The sequence below is a fragment of the Streptomyces sp. NPDC042346 genome, assembly GCF_055581845.1.
Map to the genome: position 1 here is coordinate 118,729 of NZ_JBVJEH010000012.1, position 23,816 is coordinate 142,544.

At 73.5% G+C, this 23,816-nt stretch carries 23 protein-coding genes; 5 read left to right on the top strand and 18 right to left on the bottom strand.

Annotated elements, in window-relative coordinates:
- Positions 1-5: 5 nt before the first annotated feature.
- The 6 genes from ACZ6K0_RS35925 to ACZ6K0_RS35950 form a co-directional block, all read right to left on the bottom strand.
- A complete protein-coding gene (locus ACZ6K0_RS35925; protein ID WP_376407808.1) occupies positions 6-509 on the bottom strand; it encodes a methylated-DNA--[protein]-cysteine S-methyltransferase in 504 nt (167 codons plus the stop codon).
- A gap of 5 nt (positions 510-514) precedes the next feature.
- Complete coding sequence (locus ACZ6K0_RS35930) at positions 515-2,002, bottom strand: AlkA N-terminal domain-containing protein (RefSeq protein WP_376407810.1); 1,488 nt, start codon at positions 2,000-2,002, stop codon at positions 515-517.
- Positions 2,003-2,084: 82 nt separating this feature from the next.
- Positions 2,085-2,855 carry a metallophosphoesterase gene (locus ACZ6K0_RS35935; RefSeq protein WP_469235442.1) on the bottom strand — a complete coding sequence of 257 codons (771 nt, stop codon included), beginning with the start codon at positions 2,853-2,855 and terminating at the stop codon, positions 2,085-2,087.
- 112 nt (positions 2,856-2,967) lie between these two features.
- A complete protein-coding gene (locus ACZ6K0_RS35940) occupies positions 2,968-3,588 on the bottom strand; it encodes an L-threonylcarbamoyladenylate synthase (RefSeq protein WP_376407814.1) in 621 nt (206 codons plus the stop codon).
- A gap of 9 nt (positions 3,589-3,597) precedes the next feature.
- A complete protein-coding gene (locus ACZ6K0_RS35945; protein ID WP_469235481.1) occupies positions 3,598-5,001 on the bottom strand; it encodes a phytoene desaturase family protein in 1,404 nt (467 codons plus the stop codon).
- Between the two features lie 81 nt (positions 5,002-5,082).
- Complete coding sequence (locus tag ACZ6K0_RS35950; RefSeq protein ID WP_469235444.1) at positions 5,083-5,919, bottom strand: inositol monophosphatase family protein; 837 nt, start codon at positions 5,917-5,919, stop codon at positions 5,083-5,085.
- 147 nt (positions 5,920-6,066) lie between these two features.
- Between ACZ6K0_RS35950 and ACZ6K0_RS35955 the strand changes: the two genes are divergently transcribed.
- Both ACZ6K0_RS35955 and ACZ6K0_RS35960 read left to right on the top strand, forming a co-directional pair.
- Complete coding sequence (locus ACZ6K0_RS35955) at positions 6,067-6,957, top strand: hypothetical protein (RefSeq protein WP_469235446.1); 891 nt, start codon at positions 6,067-6,069, stop codon at positions 6,955-6,957.
- Positions 6,958-7,133: 176 nt separating this feature from the next.
- Positions 7,134-7,925, top strand: coding sequence for a serine protease (locus ACZ6K0_RS35960; RefSeq protein WP_376407821.1), 792 nt, complete (start codon positions 7,134-7,136; stop codon positions 7,923-7,925).
- Here the strand turns inward: ACZ6K0_RS35960 and ACZ6K0_RS35965 are convergent.
- The 9 genes from ACZ6K0_RS35965 to ACZ6K0_RS36005 form a co-directional block, all read right to left on the bottom strand.
- On the bottom strand, positions 7,879-9,411 hold the full coding sequence (locus ACZ6K0_RS35965; protein ID WP_469235448.1) for an NCS1 family nucleobase:cation symporter-1: 1,533 nt from the start codon (positions 9,409-9,411) through the stop codon (positions 7,879-7,881). The two genes, ACZ6K0_RS35960 and ACZ6K0_RS35965, sit on opposite strands and share 47 nt — an antisense overlap.
- A 75-nt stretch (positions 9,412-9,486) precedes the next feature.
- Positions 9,487-10,503, bottom strand: coding sequence for a TIGR03842 family LLM class F420-dependent oxidoreductase (locus ACZ6K0_RS35970; RefSeq protein ID WP_376407825.1), 1,017 nt, complete (start codon positions 10,501-10,503; stop codon positions 9,487-9,489).
- A 22-nt stretch (positions 10,504-10,525) separates the two neighbouring features.
- Entirely contained in the window at positions 10,526-11,929 is a 1,404-nt protein-coding gene (hydA, locus tag ACZ6K0_RS35975) for a dihydropyrimidinase (RefSeq protein WP_469235450.1), read from the bottom strand.
- 103 nt (positions 11,930-12,032) lie between these two features.
- Entirely contained in the window at positions 12,033-13,313 is a 1,281-nt protein-coding gene (locus ACZ6K0_RS35980) for an aspartate aminotransferase family protein (RefSeq protein ID WP_469235453.1), read from the bottom strand.
- The gene (locus tag ACZ6K0_RS35985) at positions 13,310-14,152 is read right to left on the bottom strand and encodes a nitrilase-related carbon-nitrogen hydrolase (protein WP_469235455.1); all 843 of its coding nucleotides are present in this window, start codon (positions 14,150-14,152) and stop codon (positions 13,310-13,312) included. Before ACZ6K0_RS35985 ends, ACZ6K0_RS35980 begins: the two co-directional genes overlap by 4 nt.
- Positions 14,153-14,369: 217 nt before the next feature.
- Positions 14,370-15,710 carry a UL36 very large tegument protein gene (locus tag ACZ6K0_RS35990; protein WP_469235457.1) on the bottom strand — a complete coding sequence of 447 codons (1,341 nt, stop codon included), beginning with the start codon at positions 15,708-15,710 and terminating at the stop codon, positions 14,370-14,372.
- Between the two features lie 103 nt (positions 15,711-15,813).
- Positions 15,814-16,209: a PPOX class F420-dependent oxidoreductase gene (locus ACZ6K0_RS35995; RefSeq protein ID WP_376407835.1), complete on the bottom strand. Its 396-nt coding sequence runs from the start codon at positions 16,207-16,209 to the stop codon at positions 15,814-15,816.
- A gap of 29 nt (positions 16,210-16,238) precedes the next feature.
- Positions 16,239-17,459, bottom strand: coding sequence for an alginate lyase family protein (locus ACZ6K0_RS36000; RefSeq protein WP_469235459.1), 1,221 nt, complete (start codon positions 17,457-17,459; stop codon positions 16,239-16,241).
- Positions 17,460-17,500: 41 nt separating this feature from the next.
- Positions 17,501-17,902, bottom strand: a complete 402-nt coding sequence (locus ACZ6K0_RS36005) for a winged helix-turn-helix transcriptional regulator (protein ID WP_376407839.1) — start codon at positions 17,900-17,902, stop codon at positions 17,501-17,503.
- A 61-nt stretch (positions 17,903-17,963) separates the two neighbouring features.
- Here ACZ6K0_RS36005 and ACZ6K0_RS36010 point away from each other — a divergent pair, with 61 nt between their 5' ends.
- Complete coding sequence (locus tag ACZ6K0_RS36010; protein ID WP_469235461.1) at positions 17,964-18,659, top strand: NAD(P)-dependent oxidoreductase; 696 nt, start codon at positions 17,964-17,966, stop codon at positions 18,657-18,659.
- A 26-nt stretch (positions 18,660-18,685) separates the two neighbouring features.
- On the opposite strand, the gene ACZ6K0_RS36015 is transcribed toward ACZ6K0_RS36010, so the two are convergent.
- On the bottom strand, positions 18,686-18,937 hold the full coding sequence (locus ACZ6K0_RS36015; protein WP_267046677.1) for a helix-turn-helix domain-containing protein: 252 nt from the start codon (positions 18,935-18,937) through the stop codon (positions 18,686-18,688).
- 32 nt (positions 18,938-18,969) lie between these two features.
- Between ACZ6K0_RS36015 and map the strand changes: the two genes are divergently transcribed.
- A complete protein-coding gene (gene map / locus ACZ6K0_RS36020) occupies positions 18,970-19,737 on the top strand; it encodes a type I methionyl aminopeptidase (RefSeq protein ID WP_376407843.1) in 768 nt (255 codons plus the stop codon).
- Positions 19,738-19,831: 94 nt separating this feature from the next.
- On the opposite strand, the gene ggt is transcribed toward map, so the two are convergent.
- Complete coding sequence (gene ggt / locus ACZ6K0_RS36025; protein WP_469235463.1) at positions 19,832-21,643, bottom strand: gamma-glutamyltransferase; 1,812 nt, start codon at positions 21,641-21,643, stop codon at positions 19,832-19,834.
- A 104-nt stretch (positions 21,644-21,747) separates the two neighbouring features.
- On the opposite strand from ggt, the gene ACZ6K0_RS36030 reads away from it, so the two are divergent.
- Positions 21,748-22,479, top strand: a complete 732-nt coding sequence (locus tag ACZ6K0_RS36030) for a hypothetical protein (protein WP_376407847.1) — start codon at positions 21,748-21,750, stop codon at positions 22,477-22,479.
- Here the strand turns inward: ACZ6K0_RS36030 and ACZ6K0_RS36035 are convergent.
- A complete protein-coding gene (locus tag ACZ6K0_RS36035; RefSeq protein WP_469235464.1) occupies positions 22,430-23,692 on the bottom strand; it encodes a cytochrome P450 in 1,263 nt (420 codons plus the stop codon). The two genes, ACZ6K0_RS36030 and ACZ6K0_RS36035, sit on opposite strands and share 50 nt — an antisense overlap.
- Positions 23,693-23,816 lie beyond the last annotated feature (124 nt).

Genomic DNA, 23,816 nt, shown 5'->3' on the forward strand with positions numbered 1-23,816 from the left:
CGCTCCTAGAAGAGGCCCTCGGGTTCCCCCGCCCCCGATTCGAAGGCGAGCAGGCGCTGCTTGCGGTCGAGGCCGCCGCCGTAGCCGGTGAGGCTGCCGCTCGCGCCGATCACGCGGTGGCAGGGGACGACGATGCCGACCGGGTTCTTGCCGTTGGCGAGGCCGACGGCCCGGGAGGCGGTGGGGTTGCCGAGGGCCTCGGCCAGTTCGCCGTACGTCCGGGTCTCCCCGTACGGGATGCGGCGCAGCTCCTCCCAGACCCGCAGCTGGAACGGGGTGCCGACCAGGTGGAGCGGGAGGTCGAACGTGGTGAGCTCGCCCGCGAAGTAGGCGTCGAGCTGGCGGATCGCCTCGTCGAAGGGGCGCGGGTCGGGCTCGCCGAAGGTCTCCTCGGGCGGGCGGTGGCGCTGGCCCGTCATGTGGATGCGGCTGAGGACGCCGTCGACGGCGACGAGGGTCAGCGGCTCGTACGGGCTGTCCACGACGGTGTGGCGGACGGTGGCGGGCATGGCGTTCAGCTCTCTTCGCCGGGCAGGTGGTTGATCGGGTGGTCGTCGGTGGCCCACAGGTACTGGACGGCGTAGGCGCGCCAGGGCCGCCAGTCGGCGGCGCGGGCCGTGAGCGCGGCGGGGGTGCCGGGCAGGCCGAGGCCCTCGGCGGCGCGGCGGACGCCGAGGTCGCCGGGGAGGAAGGCGTCGGGGTCGCCGAGCGCCCGCATCGCGATGATCTCGGTGGTCCAGGGGCCGAAGCCTGGCAGGGCGAGGAGCTTGGCGCGGGATTCCTCGCGGTCGTCGGCGGGGCCGAGGGTGAGCGTGCCGTCCGCGAGGGCCCCGACGAGGGTGAGCAGGGTGGTGCGGCGGCTGCGGGGCAGGGCGAGGCTCTCCGGGTCGAGCGCGGCGAGGGCCTCGGGGCCGGGGAAGAGGTGGGTGAGACCGCCCTCGGGGTCGTCGACGGGGGTGCCGTACGCGGTGACGAGGCGGGCCGCGTGGGTGCGGGCGGCGGCGGTGGAGACCTGCTGGCCGAGCACGGCCCGGACGGCGAACTCGGCGGGGTCGACGGTCCCGGGCACCCGGCGGCCGGGCGCCGCGTCGACGAGCGGCGCGAGGAGCGGGTCGGTGCGCAGCCGGTCGTCGACGGCGACGGGGTCGGCGTCCAGGTCGAGGAGTCTGCGGCAGCGGCTGATGGCGTGGGTGAGGTCGCGCGGGTCGGTGAGGGAGAGACGGCAGGCGATGTGGTCGGCGCGGGGCGCGAGGGCGACGATGCCGTGTCCGTACGGGAGGCTCAGCGTCCGCCGGTAGGCGCCGTCGCGCCACTCCTCCACGCCGGGGACGGCGGTCGCGGCGAGGTGGCCGAAGAGGTTGGACGGTTCGAGGGGCGCGCGGAACGGCAGCCGGAGGCTGATCGCCCCGGGGGTGGCGGTGGGCCGCTCGGGGCGGGCGCGGGCCGCGCGGGCGCGGAGCTCGCCGGGGGTGAGGGCGAAGACCTCGCGGACGGTGTCGTTGAACGTCCGGATGGAGGAGAAGCCGGCCGCGAAGGCGATCTCGGCCATGGGCAGCGGGGTGGTCTCGATGAGCACCCGGGCGGTCTGGGCGCGCTGGGCGCGGGCCAGGGCGAGGGGGCCGGCGCCGAGCTCGGCGAGGAGCTGGCGCTCGATCTGGCGGGTGGACCAGCCGAGCCGCCGGGCAAGACCGGGGACGCCCTCGCGGTCGACGACGCCGTCCTGGATGAGCCGCATGGCGCGGGCGACGGCGTCGGCCCGGACGTGCCACTCGGGCGAGCCGGGGCTGGTGTCGGGCCGGCAGCGCTTGCAGGCCCGGAATCCGGCGCGCTGGCAGGACGCGGCGCTGGGGTGGAACTCCATGTTCTCGGGCTTGGGCGGGACGACCGGGCAGCTGGGCCGGCAGTAGATCCGGGTGGTGCGGACGGCGGTGAAGAACACGCCGTCGAAGCGGGCGTCCTTCGACTGGACGGCCCGCACGCAGCGCTCGGTGTCGGTGTGCATGGTTCAAGGATCGGGGACGGGCGGCACGTGGGCTGGCGAGAAAACGACATGGACGTCCGCGCCCCGTCCCCTGCCCGGAGGGTCAGACGGTGACCGTACGGAAGTGGGTGGTGAGCCTGCCGTCCTCGTCGAGGATGTGGAAGGCCAGTGCGGGCGGCAGGTCGCGGTGGACGTGCGGGGAGTCCGGGCCCGGGTTCTCCCAGGGGAGGCGGAGGGCGGAGACGACCCCGGGGGCCACGAGCAGCGGGCGCCCGGCGAAGGTGGTGGCGGCCGCCGTGTGGGCGTGGCCCGCGAGGAAGGCCGTGAGGTGGGGGTGGCGCTCGGCGAGGGCGGCGAGCCGTTCCTCGCCGAACTGCCGGATCCCGTCCACGTACGGGGTGTGGAGCGGGACCGGCGGGTGGTGGAAGGCGACGAGGACGGGCACCTCGCGCGGGGTGGAGTCGAGGACCGCGGCCAGCCACTCCAGGGTCTCGTCCTCCAGGAATCCCTCGTCCTTGCCCGGCACCGAGGAGTCGCAGAGGGCCACGACGAAGCCCTCGCCGCGGAGGACCTGGTTGACGGGTGCGTCCTGGCGGGCGGCGGTCGCCTCCGTCCCGCCCAGGAGGCCCGCTCGGAAGGCGGCGCGGTCGTCGTGGTTGCCGGGGCAGACGAGCAGCGGGTGACGGGAGTTCAGCAGCTCCCGGACGACCGCGTACTCGTCCGCCGTCCCGTGGTCGGCGATGTCCCCGGTGACGAGGACGGCCGCCAGGTCGTACGGCAGCTCCTCCAGGTACCGCAGGACCGCGCGGGTGCGGTCGACACTGCGCGGTTCCCCGTCGACGTGGATATCGCTGACCTGGGCGATGACGATCACGGGACGGTCCTCCGTAGGCTGTGGCGGGCGGGTGCTCGCACGACCGTACGGCGGTCACGGTCCTGACCGTAAGGGCCGGTTCGCGGGCGGTGGCCTGCTCGCGGCGGGCGATCTACTCGAACCGCGTGGTGTCTCCCGCCCCGCGCCGGACGATCTCGGGCTCGCCGCTGGAGAAGTCGACGACGGTGGTCGGTTCGGTGCCGCACTCGCCGGAGTCGAGGACCAGGTCCACCTGGTGGTCGAGGCGCTCCTTGATCTCCCAGCCCTGGGTGAGCGGTTCGGCCTCGTCGGGCAGGAGCAGGGTGCTGGAGAGCAGCGGTTCGCCGAGCTCGGCGAGGAGTGCCTGGGTGACGACGTGGTCGGGGATGCGGACGCCGACGGTCTTCTTCTTGGGGTGCAGCAGCTGGCGCGGCACCTCCTTGGTGGCGGGGAGGATGAAGGTGTACGGCCCCGGGGTCGCGGCCTTGACCGCGCGGAAGACGTCGTTGTCGATCTGCACGAGCTGGCCCAGCTGGGCGAAGTTCTGGCACATGAGCGTGAAGTGGTGCCGGTCGTCGAGGTCGCGGATCGCGCGGATGCGGCTGATGCCGTCGCGGCTGCCCAGTCGGCTGCCGAGGGCGTAACAGGAGTCGGTCGGGTACGCGACGAGCGCCCCGTTCCGGATGCTGTCCGCCACCGAGCCGATGGTGCGCGGCTGAGGGTTGTCGGGGTGCACGTCGAAGTACTTGGCCATGGGGGCAGTCTATTTTCGCAGCCGGCGCCAGACCGCCTTCGCCGCGTTGTGGCCGGACATGCCGTGGACGCCGGGGCCGGGCGGGGTCGCGGAGGAGCAGAGGAAGACCGCCGGGTGCGGGGTCGCGTAGGGGCGGAGCGAGAGGGTGGGGCGGAGCAGGAGCTGGAGGCCGCGGGCGGCTCCGCAGGCGATGTCGCCGCCGACGTAGTTGGCGTTGCGGGCGGCCAGTTCGGGCGGTCCGGCGGTGGCGCGGGCGAGGACGCGGTCGCGGAAGCCGGGGGCGAAGCGCTCGATCTGGCGCTCGACGGCGTCGGTGAGGTCGCCGCGCCAGCCGTTCGGGACGTGTCCGTACGCCCAGAAGACGTGCTTGCCCTCGGGGGCGCGGGAGGGGTCGACGAGGCTCGGCTGGGCGGTGATGAGGAAGGGGGCGTCGGGGGCGGTGCCGGAGGAGGCCTGGCGCAGGGCGGTGTCGATCTCGCCGGCGGTGGGGCCGATCTGGACGGTGCCGGCGCGCCGGGGCTCCTCGGCGGTCCAGGGCACGGGGCCGTCCAGGGCGTAGTCGATCTTGAAGACGCTCGCGCCGTACTTGTAGTGGTCGTAGTGCCCGCCGAAGCCGGCGATCCGGGCGAGGGCCGTGGGCGAGGTGTCGAAGACGTAGGCGCGGGCGGGCGGCAGGTCGTCGAGCCGCTTGACCTCGTAGTCGGTGTGGACGGCGCCGCCGAGGTCCTTGAGGTACGCGGTGAGGGCGTCGGAGATCGACTGCGAGCCGCCCCGGGGCATCGGCCAGCCGCCCGCGTGCGCGGCGAGCGCGAAGACGAGGCCGACGGCTCCGGTGGCGAAGCCGCCGAGCGGGGCGATGACATGGCCGACGAGCCCGGCGAAGAGCGCGCGGGCCTTCTCGTCCCGGAACCTTCGCATCAGCCAGGTGGAGGGCGGGAGGCCGTCGAGTCCGAAGCGGGCGAGGGTGAGCGGGTCGCGGGGCAGCGCGGTGAGCGGCAGCTGCATGAAGTCCCGTGCGAGGGTGTCCCACTTGCCGAGGTAGGGGGCGACGAGGCGGCGGTACGCCCCGGCGTCGCGCGGGCCGAAGGAGGCCGCGGTCTCGGCGACGGAGCGGGCGAGGACGGCGGCGGTGCCGTCGTCCCAGGGGTGGGCCATGGGCAGTTCGGGGTGGAGCCACTCAAGCCCGTACCGGTCCAGCGGCATCGTCCTGAAGACGGGCGAGCCGACGCCGAGCGGATGCACGGCGGAGCAGGGGTCGTGGTGGAAGCCGGGGAGGGTGAGCTCCTCGGTCCTGGCTCCGCCGCCGACGGTCGACTTGGCCTCGAAGACGGCGACGGAGAAGCCCCGCCGGGCCAACTCCACGGCCGCGGTCAGTCCGTTGGGGCCCGCACCCACGACGACGGCATCGAGCATCGACGTCTCGTTCGTCACCTTCGGACTCCTTCGTCAGCCGATGGCCAAGGCTCCCAGGATAGGCCGGTGGCCGCCCGCGCCTCACGCACCCCCGAGGAGCGTCCGGATCCGCTCGGCGGTCGCCGCGTCCCGGGCGGCCGTGAACGGCAGCGCGTTCCCTCCGGTGATGCGGAAGGGCTCCCCGGCGATCGTCGTCTGCGCGCCGCCCGCCTCGGCGACGAGGAGCAGTCCGGCCGCGTGGTCCCAGGCGTACTCCCAGGAGAAGGCGGTTCCGGAGAGGTCGCCGCGGGCCACGGACAGGTACTCGAGACCGGCCGATCCGCACGGGCGCGGGGCGATGCCCTCCACGCGCAGGCCGTCCAGGGCGCGCTTCTGGTCCGGGGTGGTGTAGTCGGGGTGGGAGGTGGCGACCTCCAGGACCGTGCCGGGAGCCGGCGCGCCGGATCGTATCGGCTGCCCGTTGAGCGTGGCGCCGCGGCCGCGCACGGCGATCGCCATCTGGTCCAGGGCCGGGGCGAAGGTCCAGGAGGCGAGGAGCTCGCCGCGGACGGCGAGGGCGACGAGGGTGCAGAAGCCGGGGTCGCCGTGGACGAACTGGCGCGTGCCGTCGACGGGGTCGACGATCCAGACGGGGGCGTCGCCGCGCAGCGCCTCGTACACGGCGGGGTCGGCGTGGACGGCCTCCTCGCCGACGACGACCGAGCCGGGCAGCAGCGCGGTCAGCGCGGTGGTGAGGTGGGCCTCGGCGGCCCGGTCGGCGACGGTGACCAGGTCGTGCGGCCCGTTCTTCTCCACGATCTCGTGCGCGGCGAGCTGCCGGAAGCGCGGCATGATCTCGGCGGCGGCCGCCTTGCGGACCGCCTCCTCCACCTCGGTCGTACGGCCGCCGAGGACGTGCTCAAGGAAGTCTTCGATCATGCCTCCAGCTAAGCACGGGGCGCTGACATCCGGAATGCCGCACTTGTCACCTGCTGTTTCCCCCAGGAGTACCCCATGGCCGAGTTCACCCCTTAGCCGAAGGGAGAGTCCCCAGGGAGGGGTGTCCGGGCTGCCTAGGCTGTCGGGATGCGGATGCGTGTCGAGGGACCGGTGACGCCCGGTCTGCGGATGGAGAGCGCCGACGGGCGGCGGCTGGTGCTGACGCAGGGCGGGGTTCCGGTGCTGTTCGCCCGGCAGCGGGCCACCCACCGGGGGCTGCACTACGCGCGGACGGGCCGGTACGTCTCGCCGCTGGCGCCGCTGCGCGCGGAACGGGCCCGTGCGGTGGCGGAGTTCGCGGCGCCCGGCTCGGCGGAGTGGACGGAGCGCTGGGCCGCGCACGGAGCGGCGGCGCTGCGCGCGGCGGCCGACGGTCCTCTGCACGAGGGCGAGTGGCATCTCGCCCCGGACGCGAGCCGCTGGTTCGTGGACGGCAATTGGCCGAAACTGCTCGCCCACGACCCGGACCGGGGCCATCTGACCTGGTTCGGGTACGGCGACCCGGTCGAGGACGCCCGGGACCTGCTGCCGCTGCGGGCCCTGTCGCTCCCGGAGGCGCCCCGGGTGAGGGCGTACCGCCGCCAGTACCGGGAGGGGGTCCTCCCGCCGGTGTTCGTGTGGTGGATCAGCGGGCTCAACTCCCCCGTGGTGCTCGACGGGCACGACCGGCTGACGGCGGCGCTCGCGGAGGGCGGCCGGCCGCGGGTCCTGCTCCTCTCCCGGGCCATGGACGCCGCCCGGATCGCGCTCTGGGCGGAGCGGCCCGTCATGGAGTACGAGAAGCGGGTCGCCGCTCTGGAGGGGCCGCTCGCCCCGGCCCGGGCCGCCCACCTGAGCCGCGGCCTGGCCGCGCAGCTCCAGGCCGTCGACCGCGCCCCCGCCCCCACCCGCGCCTGGCCCTACCCGGGCGGGGCCGCGGCCTGGGCCGCGGCGGCGGCCGCGCACGTCCCCGGATGGGCCCCCGACGCGGACCGGTGACCGCGCCCCACCTTGATCGTTGAAGTCCGGACGGGCCGGAACGGCCGTGGTGACGGGCAGAGGAAACGTCTCCGCATGCCACCGCCGGCCCCGGGAGACGCCGCCGACAGTTCGGAGATGCCGTGGGACGGATGGGACGGATGGGACGGATGAGACGGATGACAAGGCTCAGGCTCATGGCCGCGGTCACGGGGGCGGCGCTGGCCGTGAGCCCGCTCGGACCCGCCCCGACGGCGCACGCCATCGTCGGAGGCCAGGAGGCGAAGCCGCACCAGTACCCGTTCATGGCGGGGCTCGTGGACCTCGCCGAGCAGCGGGTGATGTGCGGCGGGGCGCTCGTCACCGACCGGTACGTGCTCACCGCCGCCCACTGCCTGACCGGCTCCTACAGCAGCCCCGCCCGGGTGGGCGTCCTCCTCGGCGACCACGACCTGACGACCGGGGACGACAGCCCGTACTCCGTCCTGGTGACGCCGGAACGGTTCGTCGTGCACCCCGACTACGACCCGGAGACCCAGCGGAACGACATCGCGCTCGTCCGGCTGGCCGAACCGGTCGCGTACAACCGCGGCGTGGGCCCGGTCGGGCTGCCCGCCGCGTACTCCCACAGCACCTTCGACCACACCCAGGTCGAGGTCCCCGGCTGGGGCGCCACCTCGTACGGCGGCGGGACCTCCGACGTCCTGCGCACCGTGGTCCTCGGCACGATGAGCAACCCGACCTGCGTGGACCGGGGCATGTCCCAGGTCGCCTCCCCGCAGATCTGCACGTACTCCCCCGGGCGGGACACCTGCCTGTACGACTCCGGCGGCCCCCTGGTCCACCGGGTCGGCCGGAAGCCGTACCTGGTCGGCCTGGTCTCCTACGGGAAGGGGTGCGCGACGGACACCCCGGCCGTGAACACCCGCGTCTGGTCCTATCTCAGCTGGATCGGGCGGACGACGGGGAAGCGCGCCGCCGCTTCATGAGGGCGGTGTAGAGGAGCAGGGAGGCGGCGAGTCCCACGGCCCAGCCGTAGTCGGCGAGGGGCTTGAGGAAGGGGACGATGCCGTCCTCGGGGAAGGGGCCGGTGCCCGGCGCCGAGTGGGAGCCGCCGACGGCGAGGACGCCGCCGACCGCGAACGCGAGGACGGCCGCCGGGTTCCAGCCGCCCCGGTACCAGTAGGGCCCGTCGGCCCGGTAGAGCCCTTCGAGGTCGAGGGCGGTACGGCGGACGAGCCAGTAGTCGGCGATGAGAATGCCGGCCACGGTGCCGAGGAGGCCGCCGACCAGGCCGAGCCAGGTGAAGATGTACAGCTCGGGGGTGGCGGTGAGCTTCCACGGCATGATGAGGACGCCGACGACACCCGTGATCAGCGCGCCCGTCCGGAAGTTGACGAGCTTCGGTGCCAGGTTGGCGAGGTCGTACGCCGGGGAGACGACGTTCGCCGCGATGTTGACCGAGAGCGTGGCGACGAGGACGGTCACCAGGGCGAAGAGCAGGCCGAAGACGTTGTCGGCCTTGGCGGCGAGCGCCACCGGGTCCCAGACGGGCGCTCCGTAGACGGCCTGCGAGCCGGAGGTGACGAGCACCGAGAGCAGCGCGAACAGGGTCATGGTGGTGGGCAGGCCGAGGGTCTGGCCCCACACCTGGGCGCGCTGGCCCGCGCCGAAGCGGGTGAAGTCGGGGATGTTGAGGCTGAGCGTCGCCCAGAAGGCGATCATGCCCATGAGGGCGGGGAAGAACACCGGCCAGAAGTCCGCGCCCCAGCCGAGCCGGGAGCGCTGGTCGAGGAGCGGGCCGAGGCCGCCCGCCTTGGCCGTGATCCAGACGAGGAGGGCGAGCGCGCCGACGATGACGAAGGGCGCGGCCCAGTTCTCGAAGCGGCGCAGGGCGTCCATGCCCCGGTAGATGAGGGCGAGTTCGAGGGCCCAGAAGAGGACGAAGCAGAGCCAGAGGGTCCACGGCTGGCCGCCGATCCTCGACGCCTCCGCCCAGCTCCCGCCGAAGACCTTGTCGAGAAGGATGAAGACGCCCTGCCCGCCGATCCAGGTCTGGATGCCGAACCAGGCGCAGGCGACGCCGGCGCGGATGAGGGCGGGCAGGTTGGCGCCGCGCAGTCCGAAGGAGGCGCGGGCGAGGACCGGGAAGGGGATGCCGTACTTGGGTCCTGCGTGCCCGGTGAGGAGCATCGGCAGCAGGACGACGACGTTGGCGAGGGCGATGGTGAGGACGGCCTGCTTCCAGTCCATACCGAGCGCGACGAGACCGGAGGCGAGCATCCAGGAGGGGATGTTGTGGGCCATGCCGACCCAGAGGGCGGCGAAGTTGTAGGTGGTCCAGCGGCGCTCCGCGACGGGGACGGGAAGCAGATCGTCGTTGACGAAGCGGGGGTCGGCGGGGGCCGTGCCGGGCGCGAGCTCGGCACGGCCGTCGGATATGCCGGGTCTTCCGGAGGGGACGGTGGCGGTCATGGCGGCGGAACCCTTCGTTCGTTCGGCGGGGACGGAACGAGGCCGTGCGGGCGTGGGGGGTTCGGCGGCGCGGGGTCAGGTGCGGAGCGCGGGGATGATCTCGCTGCCGTAGGCGTCGATGGCGGCCTCCCTGGCGTCGTGCATGGCGTACACGGCGAACTGGTCCACGCCCATGTCCCGGAGGCGGCGGAGCTTCTGGAGGTGGGCCTCGGCGGGGCCGAGGAGGCAGAAGCGGTCGACGATCTCGTCGGGGACGAAGGCGGTGTCGGGGTTGTCGGCGCGGCCGTGGTGGCTGTAGTCGTAGCCCTGCCGGTCCTTGATGTACGCGGTGAGCTCCTCCGGCACCATTCCGGAGTGCTCGCCGTACTTGGCCACCAGGTCCGCGACGTGGTTGCCGACCATCCCGCCGAACCAGCGGCACTGGTCCCGAGCGTGAGCCAGGGCCTCGGGAGAGTCGTCGGCGGTGACGTACGCGGGCGCGGCGACGCAGACGGTGAGCGCGTCGGGGTCGCGGCCGGCGTCGGTGGCGGCCTGCCGGACCGCCTTGACCATCCATTCCGTGAGGAAGGGGTCGGCGAGCTGGAGGATGAAGCCGTCGGCCTTCTGTCCCGCGAGGGCGAGGGCCTTGGGGCCGTACGCGGCCATCCAGACGGGCAGTTTCCCGTCCTTGATCCACGGGATGCGGATCGGGTTGCCGTCGACCTCCGCCTCGCGGCCCTCCGCCAAGTCGCGGATGACGTCGATGGCCTCGCCGAGGCGGGCCAGGGTGTTCGGTTTGCGGCCGGCGACGCGCATGGCGGAGTCGCCGCGGCCGATGCCGCAGACGGTCCGGTTGCCGTACATGTCGTTGAGGGTGGCGAAGGTGGAGGCGGTGACCTCCCAGGTTCGTGTGCCCGGGTTGGTGACCATGGTGCCGACGTGCAGTTTCGTGGTGTGTTCGAGGATGCGGCTGTAGATGACGAAGGGTTCCTGCCACAGCACGGCGGAGTCGAAGGTCCAGCCGTAGCGGAAGCCGTTCCGCTCCGCCCGGCGCATCAGGCCGACGACCTCCGAGGCGGGCGGGTCGGTCTGCAGGACGAGTCCGAAGTCCACGCGGGACCTCCTGGTTCGGGGTTCAGTTCAGGTACTGACAGGTGGAGCGGGGGGTGAAGGCGCCGTGTCCGGCGCGGCCGGTGAACTTCCGCTGGTCGATGACGAATTCGCCGCGCGAGAGGACGGTCTCGACCTGTCCGGTGATCGCCTTCCCCTCGTACGCGGAGTAGTCGACGTTCATGTGGTGGGTGGCCGCGGAGAGGGTCTGGCGGGCGTTCGGGTCGTAGATGACGACATCGGCGTCCGCGCCGGGCGCGATCGTGCCCTTCTGCGGGTAGAGGCCGAACATCCGGGCGGGCGTGGCGCAGGCGATCTCGATCCAGCGGCGCCGGGAGATGTGCCCCTCGACGACCGCCTGGTGGAGGAGGTCCATGCGGTTCTCCACCCCCGGCAGGCCGTTGGGGATCTTGGAGAAGTCCCCGCGGCCGAGGTCCTTCTGTCCCGTGAAGCAGAAGGGGCAGTGGTCGGTGGAGACCACCTGGAGGTCGTTGGTCCGCAGCCCGCGCCAGAGCGCCGCCTGGTGCTCCCTGGGGCGGAGCGGCGTGGAGCAGACGTACTTGGCGCCCTCGAAGCCGGGCTCCGCGAGGTTGTCGGTGGAGAGGAAGAGGTACTGGGGGCAGGTCTCGCCGAAGACGGGCAGCCCCTTGTCGCGGGCGGCGGCGATCTCGGCGACGGCCTCCTCGGCGGAGACGTGGACGACGTAGAGGGGCGCCCCGGCGACCCGGGCGAGCTGGATCGCGCGGTGGGTGGCCTCGGCCTCCAGGAGGACCTTGCGGACCTCCCCGTGGTAGCGGGGGTCGGTCTCCCCGCGGGCGAGCGCCTGTTCGACGAGGACGTCGATGGCGATGCCGTTCTCGGCGTGCATCATGATCAGCCCGCCGTTGTCGGCGGAGCGCTGCATGGCGCGGAGGATCCGGCCGTCGTCCGAGTAGAAGACCCCCGGATACGCCATGAAGAGCTTGAACGAGCTCACGCCCTCCTGGACCAGCCGGTCCATCTCCTTGAGCGTGTGCTCGTTCACGTCGGAGAGGATCATGTGGAAGCCGTAGTCGACGGCGCAGTTGCCGTCGGCCTTGGCGTACCAGGTGTCGAGTCCCTCGCGCAGGCTCTGTCCGACGGTCTGGACGGCGAAGTCGACGATCGTGGTGGTGCCGCCCCAGGCGGCGGCGCGGGTGCCGGTCTCGAAGGTGTCGGAGGCGGCGGTGCCGCCGAAGGGCAGCTCCATGTGGGTGTGGGCGTCGACGCCGCCGGGCAGCACGTAGCGGTCGGTGGCGTCGACGGTCCGGTCGGCGGTCCAGCCGGCGGCCGCGTCCGAGCCGTGGGCGGCGAGGGCGGCGATCCGGCCGTCCTCGATCAGCACGTCGGCGTGGAGTTCGTCGGCGGCGGTGACGACGAGACCGCCCCGGATGAGGGTACGGGTGCTCACGGGACTCTCCTGCGTGAGTGAGGGTGAGGTACGGGGCGCGCACGACGGAACGCGGGGCGCGGTGCGCGGTGCGCGGGTACGGGGATCGGAGGCGGGGCGCGAACTACAGGGATCTGAGCGCCTCTTCGAGGATCGCGGCGCCTTCCTCGGCCTCGGCGACGGTGAGGGAGAGCGGCGGGGCGACCCGCAGGGCGCTGGTGTCGTGTCCGCCGCCCTTGCCGATGAGCAGGCCGTTCTCCCGGGCCGCCTCCAGGACGGCGGCGGCCGCGGCCGGGTCGGCGCGGTCGGTGCCCGGCTCGGTGAGTTCGATGCCGATCATCAGACCGCGGCCGCGCACCTCCCGTACGGCGTCGACCCCGGCGGCGGCGGCCCGTACGCGTTCGATGAGGAGGCCGCCGACGCGGCGGGCGTTGCCCTGGAGGTCGTGTTCCAGGAGGTAGGAGAGGTTGGCGAGGCCCGCGGCCATGGTGATCGGCGAACCGCCGAAGGTGGAGATGGAGTTGGCGTCGAGGCAGTTCATGATCTCGGCGCGGGCGACGACCCCGCCGACGGACATGCCGTTCCCGATGCCCTTGGCGAAGGTGAGGATGTCGGGCGGTCCGGCCTGGCCGTGGGCCTGCCAGCCCCAGAAGTGGTCGCCGGTGCGGCCCCAGCCGGTCTGCACCTCGTCGGCGATCCAGAGGATGCCGTGCCGGTCGAGGACGCGCCGGAAGGCGGCGTACAGGCCGTCCGGCGGGGAGGTGAATCCCCCGACGCCCTGGACGGGCTCGGCGATGAGGGCGGCGACGTCCCGGGTGTGGCCGAGGAGGTCTTCGAGGTCGGCGACACAGGCCTCGATGAACCGATCGTCGGTGTACTGGGCGTAGGGGCCGCGGTTGCGGACGCCGCCGTGCACGTACAGGGTCTGGAGCGGGGAGAGGCCGGTGGGCGACCAGGAGCGGTTGCCGGTGACGCCGACGGTGGTGAAGGAGCGGCCGTGGTAGCTGTTGCGCATCGCCAGGATCTGGTTCGAGCGGCGGTACGCGGTGGCCAGGAGCAGGGCCGTGTCGTTGGCCTCGGTGCCGGAGGTGGTGAAGAAGACGCGGGCGTCGGGGATGCCGGAGAGACCGGCGATCCGCTCGGCGAGTTCCACCATGGGCCGGTTGAGGTAGAGCGTCGAGGAGTGGACGATCCGCCCGGCCTGCTCGGCGACGGCCTTGGTGACCTCGGGCAGGGCGTGGGCGGTCATGGTGGTGAGGATGCCGCCGAAGAAGTCGAGGTACTTGCGTCCGTCGGCGTCCCAGACGTGACGGCCCTCGCCGTGGGTGATCTCGATGGGGTCGCGGTAGTAGAGGGCGACCCAGTCGGGGATGACGGCCTTGTGCCGGTCGTACAGACTGCTCACGGCTGCACCAGCCCGTCGTAGGCGTCGGGGCGGCGGTCGCGGTAGAAGGCCCACTGCTGCCGCACCTGTTCGATGAGGCCGAAGTCGAGGTCGCGGACGACGAGTTCCTCGCTCTTGTCGGAGGCGACCTCGCCGACGAACTGGCCGCGCGGGTCGACGAAGTAGCTGGTGCCGTAGAAGTCGTTGTCGCCGTACTCCTCCTGGCCGACGCGGTTGATCGCGGCGACGAAGTACTCGTTGGCGACGGCGGCCGCGGGCTGCTCCAGCTGCCAGAGGTAGGACGAGAGGCCGCGCGAGGTGGCCGAGGGATTGTAGACCAACTGTGCGCCGTTGAGGCCAAGTTGACGCCAACCCTCGGGGAAGTGGCGGTCGTAGCAGATGTAGACGCCGACCCGGCCGACGGCGGTGTCGAAGACCGGCCAGCCGGCGTTGCCCGGGCGGAAGTAGTACTTCTCCCAGAAGCCCTTGACCTGCGGGATGTGGTGCTTGCGGTACTTGCCGAGGTAGGTGCCGTCGGCGTCGATGACGGCCGCGGTGTTGTAGTAGAAGCCCTCGGCCTCGACCTCGAAGACGGGGACGACGATCACCATCCCGGTCTCCCGGGCGAGCTCCCGCATCCGCGTGACGGTGGGGCCGTCGGGGACGGGCTCGGCCCAGCGGTAGTGCTCGGGCTCCTGGACCTGGCAGAAGTAGGGGGCGTTGAACACCTCCTGGAACCCGATCACCTTGGCGCCCTGCCGGGCGGCCTCCCGGGCGTGCTCCTCGTGTTTGGCGATCATGGATTCGGTGTCGCCGGTCCAGGTCGCCTGGACGAGCGCGGCGCGTACGACGTCGGTCATGAGCTGCTCCTTCGGCACGGCGTCAGAGAGCCTCTACGCCCGTAGACGCGGGGCGTAGGAGGAGAACGTAAGCCCCGTCACACCCCGGAGCAAGACCACCGCCGTGAAGCGGCGGCGTCGATCATGTTTCATACCCGAGTGGTCCACGTCGGACACGTACCGACACGTACCCGCAAGTAACGACTCGTGCCCGCGGAGGGGGTGCCGGCGCCCCGGATCAGGCTCCCGCGAGGCCCGCCACGCGCAGGGCGTGGAGCAGGTCGCGCTCGCGGGCGACGGAGACCGCGCGGGCCGCGTCGAGGAGCTGGGGGACGAGTCCGCGCGGGTCCGCGCCCGCGAGACGGGCGGCGTCCTCGGGGGGCCTGACCCGGACGAAGGCGGTGAGCAGGGCGTGCGCCTCGCGGTGGTGGTCCTCGGCGTGCAGGGCTGCGCACGCGCCGGCGAGCTCCTCCACCGGGCGGGCCACGCCCTGGCGGAGAAGCCGGTCGCAGTCGGCGGCCCGGCCCGCGTCGGCGAGGACCCCGGCGACGGCGGCGAGCCGGCCGGGCGGCAGCGAGGCCGCCTCCCAGAGCAGGGTGGACCAGTCGGCGCCGAGGCCGGCGCGGTGCAGCTCGGCGGCGAGGGCGGGCAGCCGGTCCGGCGGGCCGCTGAGCGCCTCGCAGAGCAGGACGTGCGCCTCGCCGCTGCGACCCTGGGCCCGCAGCCGCTGGAGGGCGTAGACCGCGTTGGCCGCGGCGCGGGCGGCCTCCGCGGGATCCCGCGCTTCGGCGGCCCGGGCCCGGTCGCTCGTCGCGGCACTCTCGCCGCCGCCGCCGAACCTGGCGCCCCGGGGGGCCGCTCCCCCGGTCGGCAGCACGGGTACGGCCACGGCCTCGCGCTCCTCGGCGCTCTCCTCCAGCCAGGCGTACCGGGCGCCACGGGGGCGGGACTTCGCGGGGGTCCGGGCCCGCGCCGGGGCCGGGGCCGAAGGCGGAGCCGCGACCGGGGCCGGCGCTGGGGCCGGGGCCGGGGCTGGAGCCGGGGCGGGCGCTGCGACCGGGGCCCGGGCCGGGGCCGCATGCCCGGCCTCTCCGAGGCGGGCCAGGCGTGTGGTCAGTTCGGTGACGCGGGCGACGGCCCGGGCGCGGTCGTCCCGGATCCAGGCGAGGTCGCTCTCCAGGCCGGCCGCCTCCGCCGCCCCCGTGGCGGCGCGGAGCCGTTCCCCCAGCTCGCGGGCGCGGGACTCGGCGTACCGGCGTTCGCGGTCCATCAGGTCCCGGCGTTCGGCGAGCGCGGCGGCCCCTCCGGGGCGGCGGTCGTGGGCGGTGGCCGCCGCCGCGTACAGCGCCCCGGCCCGGGCGGCGAGCGGTCCGTCGGCGGGCTCCCCCGCGTCCTGGAGCAGCGACTCGACGACGTCCCAGGGCAGGATCTCCGCACCGTCGAAGCAGGCGCGCAGCCCCTCCGGGTCGCGGGCGGCGAAGACCCCGTACCAGCCGGTGTCCGGCCGGATGCGGGCCGCGAGCTCCGTCAGCCAGCGAGTGAACGCCGCGACTTCCACCGGGAGTTGATACACCGTCATGCGATCCGCACCTGCCCCGCCGTCGACTGGGACCTTTCGGTCCGCGGGTATTGGACCGCAGTCGTGTTACGGGACGACTACGGTCCGTTTTCGGGTGGGTGCCTCACCCGGCGGATTCACCGATGCGGACGACGATTCCGGTGTGGGGGCGCTTGCCGAGCCGGACGATCATGGCCGGTACGTCGGTGAGCCAGTACTGCCAGGTGTACTTGCGCGAGAGCAGGCCCCGGATCCGGCGCAGCTCCTCCCCCTCGACCAGCCGGCCCTCGCCGGGGAAGCGCGTGGCGCCCTCGGCGACGTTGCCGCGCACGTCGCAGACGGCGACCTCGACGCGCGGGTCGTTCCGCAGCCGCTTGACCTTCCAGGAGTCGCTGCGGGTCCAGGCGTACAGCTCGTCGCCCTCCACCGCGTACCAGACGGGCGTGGCGACCCCTGTGCCGTTCTTGCGGAAGGTGGTCAGGCTGACGTAGCGGCCGCGCCGCAGTTCCTCGGGAATCATGCTCCGGAGCCTAGAGGGTGTCCTGTCGATCAGGCCGGGGTCGGGTTGGCGGCGTGGGTGAGGGTCTCCCAGGCGACGAAGAGGTCGTCGGTGCCGCCCGGCCGCTGGCTCCGGGCGAGCTTCTCGGTCTGCGGGAGCTTCATGCCCATCCGGCCTTCGAGGTGGTTGAGGGCGACCTCGACGTCCGGGCCCATGGTCCGCTCGACCTTCCCGCCGCAGAGCCACTTCGGCGGGGTCTCGCCGAGCTGGTAGCGGGCGTGGAACTCCAGTGCGGCGCCCAGCCGTTCGGCCTCCTCGCCGTACAGGTCGAGGCCCTGGTGCCAGGCGGTCTCGGCGATGTGGGCGGTGGCGGCGAGCGAGTACCCGATGTGCATGAAGTTGCGGCAGGTCTCCTGGCCGAGCCCGTCGGCGTAGGTGCGCTGCCCGAACCAGTACGTGGCGAGCTCGTCGGCGGTGTCGATGGTGCCGCCGGGCGGGGCCTTGGGCAGGGCGCCGTCGGAGGAGAGGTAGAAGTAGGCGGGGACCCGGGCCCGGTAGCGCCGTACCGCCTCCTCGAAGACCGTCCGGTCCTCCAGGAAGACCGCCATGCCGATGGCGGCGTCGGTCATCGACAGCTCCCAATTGCCGTTGTAGTCGGGCACCTTGGAGGTGACGGCGGGCAGGTACGCCTTGCGCAGCATCCACTTGAACCGCTGCACGGCGGGCGCCCGCCACGCCGGATATCCGGCGTGCACGATCTCGGCGGCGCGCGCCCAGGACGAGCCGGACCAGGCGGTCTGGAGGTCGGCGTCGTCGCGGGTGTGCTCCTTCACGGTCTCCGACCAGGCGTCCATGATCTCGACGGCCTTCTCGGCGTGCGCGGCCTTGCCGGACACCGACCACATGAGGGCGTGGGTATAGGCGGCGATGGCGTCCTCGCGCTCGGCGACGCAGGCGTCCGTCCCGGCGTTGGACGCGCAGGCGACGGTCCTCGCGGGATGGGGGGTGTAGTCGAGGGCCGCGTACGCGCTCTCGCCCATCGCCTCGTACGCGGAGGCCCAGGGCTCCTCCCCCGCGGCGACCCGGCTGCGCACCGCCGCCAGCTGGGCGCCGCCGACGAGGACCCCGGGGTGCCGGAACTTCTCCGGTGCGACGGACCGGGGCGGGTCGACGGCCCCGGTGACCGCGTCGTCGGTGCCGCAGGCCGCCGCGCCGAGGAGCAGCGCCGGGCCCAGGAGGGCGGCGAGGAAGCGCTTCTGACGAGAGTGCACGGGTCCACGGTCGCCCAGGCCGTCCGGACCCGCATCCGGTACTACGCCACGGGGCCGGCCTGCTCGTACGAGGCGCGGGCCTCGGTGATGGCGGGAGCGTGGGCGCGGGCCCAGTCGCAGGCCGTGTCGAGCGGCTCGATGAGGGAGCGGCCGAGGGCGGTGAGGGCGTACTCGACGCGGGGCGGGTTCTCGTCGTGGACGGTACGGGTGAGGAAGCCGTCGCGCTCCATGGCGCGGAGGGTCTCGGTGAGGACCTTGGGGGTGATCCAGTGCAGGGGGACGCGCAGTTCGGTGAAGCGCCGGGGCGTCCCGTCCTCCAGGCAACGCAGCACCATCGCCGTCCACTTGCCGCCGACGCGAATGGGCTGGGCGGGGCCTCCGCCGCAGCCGGGGTCGTGGAAGAACGTCGGGCCGAGCGGCTGCGGGGACGGCGGTTCGATCATGCCGCCGACGCTAGCCCAGTACCGTTGAAGTAACCAGGGACCCTCGTCCTACGGTCCGGTCATGGACATCGACACGGGCAACAGCAACAGCAACAGCAACAGCAACAGCGCCGAACTGCGGATCGTGGTCTTCGGTGCCGGTGGGCGGGTCGGCCGGGCGGCCGTGGCGGAGGCGGTGGCCCGGGGCCACCGGGTGACGGCCGTGGTCCGCGATCCGGCCGCGTACCGCGACCTGGAGGGCGCGAGAGTCACGCTCGTACGGGGAGACGCGACGGACGCGGCCTCCGTGGCGGCGGTGGCGGCCGGCCACGACGCCGCGGTGAACGCGGCGGTCCGCCTGGACCTGCCCTCGGAGGAGTACTTCACGGCGGCGGCGAAGGCGCTGGTCGCGGGCCTCACGGAAGCGGGGGTGCGGCGGCTGCTCACTCTCGGGATCGCCACGACGCTGGAGACCGCGCCCGGGGTGCGGATCATGGACGCGCCCGAGTTCCCGGCGGCGTGGCGCGCCTTCGCTCAGGGCCACGTGGCCGAGTTCGCCCTGCTCACGGCCGAGGCGGGGCCGGGGCTCGACTGGCTGATGGTCGTCCCGCCGCTGGACCTGAACGCGGAGGCGGAGCGGACCGGCGCGTACCGGACGGCCGTGGGCACCGTGATCGAGGGACCCGGCCGCATCGGGCACGCCGATCTGGCGCTCGCGCTCCTCGACGAGATCGAGCGCCCGCGCCACCGCCGGGTGCAGCTGGCCGTGTCGCTGTGAGCGACGGCCCCGTCAGACCGGGGCCGTCAGACCGGGGCCGGTGCGCAGAGCACCACGAGTTGGTCCATGGAGAGGTCGAGGACGCCGGCGAGGGCCGCGACGGTGAAGAAGGCGGGCGTCGGGGCCCGTCCCGTCTCGATCTTGCGGAGGGTCTCGGCGGACAGGCCGGCCGCGGCCGCGATCTCGACCATGGACCGCTCGCCGCGCGCCGAGCGCAGGAGGAGGCCCAGGCGCTCGCCGCGCTCGCGCTCTTCGGGGGTCAGGGGTGTGCGTACCATGCCGCCATTCTAATACCGGTATAGTAATTGGCATGGTGGAGATCAAGACGAACGAATCCCTGGCGGCGATGCGCGAGGCGGGACGGGTGGTGGCCCGCGCCCTCGCGGCGGCGCGGGAGACCGCCGCGCCGGGTGTCGCGCTGACCGAGCTGGACCGGGCCGCCCGCGAGGTCCTGGCGGAGGCGGGCGCCGGTTCGCCCTTCCTCGGCTACCGCCCGGAGTGGGCGCCGGTGCCGTTCCCGGCGGTCGTGTGCCTCTCCGTGAACGACGCAATCGTGCACGGCATCCCGGACGGGACCCGGCTGGCCGACGGCGACCTGGTCTCCGTCGACTGCGGGGCGCTCCTGGACGGCTGGGCGGGCGACGCGGCCGTCAGCTTCACGGTCGGCCGGGCCCGGCCGGAGGACACCCGGCTGATCGCCGCGGCGGAGGAGGCCCTGGAGGCGGGCATCGCGGCGGCCGTCGTCGGCAACCGCATCGGCGACATCGCGCACGCGATCGGCCGGGTCTGCCGCGCCGCGGGCTACGGCATCCCGGACGGCTTCGGCGGCCACGGCATCGGCCGCACCATGCACGAGGACCCGGGCGTCCCCAACGAGGGACGCCCGGGCCGGGGCATGAAGCTGCGGCACGGGATGGTGCTCGCGATCGAGCCGATGCTGATCGGCGGCGGGACGGACGACCACTACACGGCGCGGGACGGCTGGACCATCCGCACGCTCGACGGCTCGCGCGCGTCCCACGCCGAGCACACGGTCGCGATCACGGACGACGGCCCGCGGGTGCTCACGGCCCTGTAGGGCTCCTGGGCCCTGCCGGGCTCCAGAACCCCAGAACTCCAGGGCTCCGGGGCCCTTGCAAAGCTCCAGGGCTCCAGAAGCCCCGGGGCGCCCGCTACCGGCCCGTCGGCCGGACGACCATCGCCGAGCCGCCGCCCCGGCGGACCGTCTCCGCTGCGGCCACCCAGCGGCCGTCCGGCAGCCGCTGCACGCCCGTGGCCGCGCCGATCTCCGGGTTCTGCCGGAAGCCGTGCCCGATGCCCTCCAGCTCCGCCCTCAGCGGGCTGTTCCACAGGCCCGGTTCGAGTTCGGTGGTGGCCTGGTTCCGCTGGCTGGCGCGCGGTGCGGCGATCGCGTCGACGAGCGGCAGGCCCCGGTCGACGACCCCGGTGAGGGTCTGGAGGACCGTCGTGATGATGGTCGCGCCGCCCGGCGAGCCGAGGGCGAGGACGGGCCGGTCGTGCCGGTCGAGGACGATCGTCGGGGAGATCGAGGAGCGCGGGCGCTTGCCGGGGCCGGGCAGGTTCGGGTCGTGCACGGCCGGGTTCGCGGGGGCGAAGGAGAAGTCGGTCAGCTCGTTGTTGAGCAGGAAGCCCCGGCCGGGCACGGTGATCCCGCTGCCGCCGGTGGACTCGATGGTCAGGGTGTAGGCGACGACGTTGCCCCACTTGTCGGCGGCCGTCAGGTGGGTGGTGTTCTCGCCCTCGTACGTGGTCGGGGCCGCGGTCCCGCCGCTCGCGCAGGGCGCCGGGTCGTTCGGGTCGCCGGGCGCGAGCGGGCTGGTCAGGACGGCGTCGTCGCGGATCAGGCAGGCGCGGGAGTCGGCGTACCGCTGGGAGAGCAGTCCCCGGGTCGGCACGGCCTCGAAGGCGGGGTCGCCGACCCAGCGGCCCCGGTCGGCGAACGCGATCCGGCTGGCCTCGATGTACCGGTGCAGATAGCCGGCCGGGGTGGCGGCGGCGAGGTCGGTGCCCTCCAGGATGTTGAGCGCCTCGCCGACGCTCGTGCCGCCGGAGGAGGACGGGGCCATGCCGTAGACGTCGAGCCCGCGGTACGCGACCTTCGTCGGCTTGCGGAACTCGGTGCGGTACGCGGCGAGGTCACGCTCCGTCAGGTCGCCGGCCCGGACGGTCCGGGTGGCGCCCTCGCGGACCGGGGGCGTGCGGACGGTGTCGACGATGTCCCGGGCGAGCGGCCCCCGGTAGAGGGCGCCGATGCCCTCGCGGCCGAGCGTCTCGTACGTACGGGCCAGGTCGGGGTTCTTGAAGACCGTGCCGACCACGGGCAGTTGCCCGCCCGGCAGGAAGAGCGCGGAGGTGTCGGGGAAGTCGCGGAACCGGGCCTCGTTGGCGGCGGTCTGCGCGCGGAAGGTGGGGTCGACGGCGAATCCGTCGCGGGCGAGCCGCTCCGCGGGTTCGAGGAGGGTCGAGAGGCGCTTGCTGCCCCAGGCGTCGAGGGCGGTCTTCCAGGTCGCCGGGGTGCCGGGGGTGCCGACGCCCAGGCCGCTGGTCATGCCCTCCTCGAAGGGGATCGGCTTGCCGTTCTCCACGAAGAGGTTCGCGTCGGCGGAGCGGGGTGCGGTCTCCCGCCCGTCGACGGTGTGGACCGTACGGCTCTTGGCGTCGTAGTACACGAAGTAGCCGCCGCCCCCGATCCCCGCGGAGTAGGGCTCGGTGACGCCGAGGGCCGCCGCGACGGCGACGGCGGCGTCCACGGCGTTGCCGCCCTTGCGGAGCACCTCGATGCCGGCGGCCGAGGCGTCGGCGTCGACGCTGGCGACCGCTCCGCCGTAACCGACGGCGACGGGCTCCTTGACCGGCCCCGGCGGGGCGCCGGGCGGGGCCGCGGGTGGCGCTGCCGCGCCCACCGAGAGGACCGTCACCGCGACAGCGAGGGCGGAGACCTTCCGAGCGGCGGATCGACGCATGCGCAACCTCCAGTCAACAACCTTCCGCGCAGCGTAACTTCCGCGCGCGCCTCCCGTCAGGACCGCCTCGAACGAAGTCCGGATCGCCGCTAGCATGCGCGCCCATGGACGAAGACGTGCGCAACATCGTGCTCGGGGTGCTGGCCACCGGGGTCAGCGCCTCCCTCGGGTGGCTGGGCCGCACGTACCTGTGGCGGCGCAGGCTCCGGCGCAAGCAGGCGTTCTTCGGGCTGCCGGGGAACGCGGAGTGCCTGCTCGTGGTGAACAGGGAGTCGGGCGGCGAGCGATCGGTGCACCGGTTCGACGTGTTCGCGCTCCTCGAACTCTCCGCGCTCATCAAGGACTGCGGGGCACAGGCCCGGATCCTCACCCACGACCAGGCGCACCAGGGGTTCGGGGACCGGACCGAGTTCTGTGTCGGCGGCCCCTATTCGAACCGGCGGATGGACGCCCATCTGGCCACTCTCCTGCCGGGCGTCGAGGTGAACGTCGAGGTGGAACCGAGCCCGGTCCGGGGCATGTTCCGGATCGGCTCGGAGCGCTACCTCTCGGAGGTGGGCGTGTCCGAGTACGTGATCCTGGCCCGGCTCACGGCCGGCGAGGGCGGCCGGCCCGTGTTCCTCTTCTGCGGCCAGCGGGCCATCACCAACCAGGCGGCGACCCGCTATCTGGCGCGCCACCACGAGTCGCTGGCGCGCACCCACCGCTCGGGATCCTTCGTCCTGCTCCTCAAGGTGGTCAACTCGCAGGCGTACGGCCCCGATGTGGTGGAGCTGGTGGCCGACGTCACGCGGGAGGCGCGGACGGCTCCCGCAGCCGCACCGGCAGCGACTTGACGCCGTTGATGAAGTTGGAGACGAGGCGGCGGGGCGGGGCGGCGGGCGTGAGGCCGCCGCAGGCCGCGCGCACCTCCTCGTACAGCACGCGGAGCTGAAGCCGGGCGAAGTGGGCGCCGAGGCAGACGTGCGGGCCGTCGCCGAAGGACACGTGCGGGTTCGGGGTGCGGCCGAGGTCGAGGCGGTGCGGGTCGGGGAAGACGCGCTCGTCGTGGTTGGCGGAGGCGTGGAAGACCACGACCTTGTCGCCCGCCCGGATCGCCTGTCCGGCCAGCTCGGTGTCATGGGCGGCCGTGCGCCGGAAGGACAGCACGGGCGGGTGCACGCGCAGGAGTTCGTCGACGGCCGTGTCGGTCGACACGCTCCCGTTCCACAGCCTCCGTTGCTCGTCCGGGTGTTCGGCGAGGGCGAGGAGTCCGCCCGGGGCGGCGCTGCGCACGGTGTCGTTCCCGGCGACGGTGAGCAGGAAGAAGAACATCTCCAGCTCGGCGTCGGCGAGTTCGGAGGTGGCCAGCGAGGTCATCACGTCGTCTGCGGGGTGCGCGCGCTTGTACGCGGCGAGCTCCTGCGCATAGCCGAACATCTCGGCGAGCATCGCGGGTGAGCGGGGGTTGACCGGCCGCCCCTCGCCGTCGAGGACGGGTGGCTCGTCGGGGTCCTGGTAGGCGATGACCCGTTCGGTCCAGGCGTGGAGCAGTCCCCGGTCGCTCGCGGGTACGCCGAGCAGGTCGGTGAGGTTGAGCAGGGCGTAGTCGTCGGTGACGGCCCGGACGAGGTCCACCTCGCCGCCGTCCGCGGCGGCCACCGCGTCCGCGAGGAGGCCGCGGGCCCGCTCCCGTGCGGTGACGGCGAACCGCTCGATCCGCCCGGGGGTGAAGGCCCGGCTGACGAGCCGCCTGAGCCCGCCGTGGTCGGGTGGGTCCTGGTTGAGCATCATGCGCCGGATGAAGGGCAGGTCGGCGGGGTCGGGGTCGCGGATCTGCGTGGCGCCGAGCGCCGAGGAGTACGTACCGGAGTCCTTGAGGACCCGGACGACGTCGGCGTGCCGCGTGACGGCCCAGAAGCCGGGTCCGGCGGGCCATCCGAGGATCTCCGGCTCCGCCTGCCGGGCGACGGGCGCGCGGTCGCGCAGCGCGCGGAAGCGGTCGTGCGGGATCCCGGCGGCGTAGATCCGCGGGTCGAAGACGTCCGGCACGCCGCTCGACTCCTGCACCGCGCCTCCCAGTCAGGGGTGAAGACGTTTCCATCATGACAGGTCAGAGGCGGTTTTCGTAGGACGGAACGCACAGTTCGTGAGCCTTGTCCGACCGGTCCCCCGACTCCCAGAATCTCCGTCG

Coding starts and splice junctions, on each gene's coding strand:
- ACZ6K0_RS35925 (WP_376407808.1), bottom strand. CDS start 509: ATGCCCGCCACCGTCCGCCACACCGTCGTGGACAGCCCGTACGAGCCG.
- ACZ6K0_RS35930 (WP_376407810.1), bottom strand. CDS start 2,002: ATGCACACCGACACCGAGCGCTGCGTGCGGGCCGTCCAGTCGAAGGAC.
- ACZ6K0_RS35940 (WP_376407814.1), bottom strand. CDS start 3,588: ATGGCCAAGTACTTCGACGTGCACCCCGACAACCCTCAGCCGCGCACC.
- ACZ6K0_RS35945 (WP_469235481.1), bottom strand. CDS start 5,001: ATGCTCGATGCCGTCGTCGTGGGTGCGGGCCCCAACGGACTGACCGCG.
- ACZ6K0_RS35950 (WP_469235444.1), bottom strand. CDS start 5,919: ATGATCGAAGACTTCCTTGAGCACGTCCTCGGCGGCCGTACGACCGAG.
- ACZ6K0_RS35955 (WP_469235446.1), top strand. CDS start 6,067: ATGCGGATGCGTGTCGAGGGACCGGTGACGCCCGGTCTGCGGATGGAG.
- ACZ6K0_RS35960 (WP_376407821.1), top strand. CDS start 7,134: ATGGCCGCGGTCACGGGGGCGGCGCTGGCCGTGAGCCCGCTCGGACCC.
- ACZ6K0_RS35965 (WP_469235448.1), bottom strand. CDS start 9,411: ATGACCGCCACCGTCCCCTCCGGAAGACCCGGCATATCCGACGGCCGT.
- ACZ6K0_RS35985 (WP_469235455.1), bottom strand. CDS start 14,152: ATGACCGACGTCGTACGCGCCGCGCTCGTCCAGGCGACCTGGACCGGC.
- ACZ6K0_RS35990 (WP_469235457.1), bottom strand. CDS start 15,710: ATGACGGTGTATCAACTCCCGGTGGAAGTCGCGGCGTTCACTCGCTGG.
- ACZ6K0_RS35995 (WP_376407835.1), bottom strand. CDS start 16,209: ATGATTCCCGAGGAACTGCGGCGCGGCCGCTACGTCAGCCTGACCACC.
- ACZ6K0_RS36005 (WP_376407839.1), bottom strand. CDS start 17,902: ATGATCGAACCGCCGTCCCCGCAGCCGCTCGGCCCGACGTTCTTCCAC.
- ACZ6K0_RS36010 (WP_469235461.1), top strand. CDS start 17,964: ATGGACATCGACACGGGCAACAGCAACAGCAACAGCAACAGCAACAGC.
- ACZ6K0_RS36015 (WP_267046677.1), bottom strand. CDS start 18,937: ATGGTACGCACACCCCTGACCCCCGAAGAGCGCGAGCGCGGCGAGCGC.
- map (WP_376407843.1), top strand. CDS start 18,970: ATGGTGGAGATCAAGACGAACGAATCCCTGGCGGCGATGCGCGAGGCG.
- ggt (WP_469235463.1), bottom strand. CDS start 21,643: ATGCGTCGATCCGCCGCTCGGAAGGTCTCCGCCCTCGCTGTCGCGGTG.
- ACZ6K0_RS36030 (WP_376407847.1), top strand. CDS start 21,748: ATGGACGAAGACGTGCGCAACATCGTGCTCGGGGTGCTGGCCACCGGG.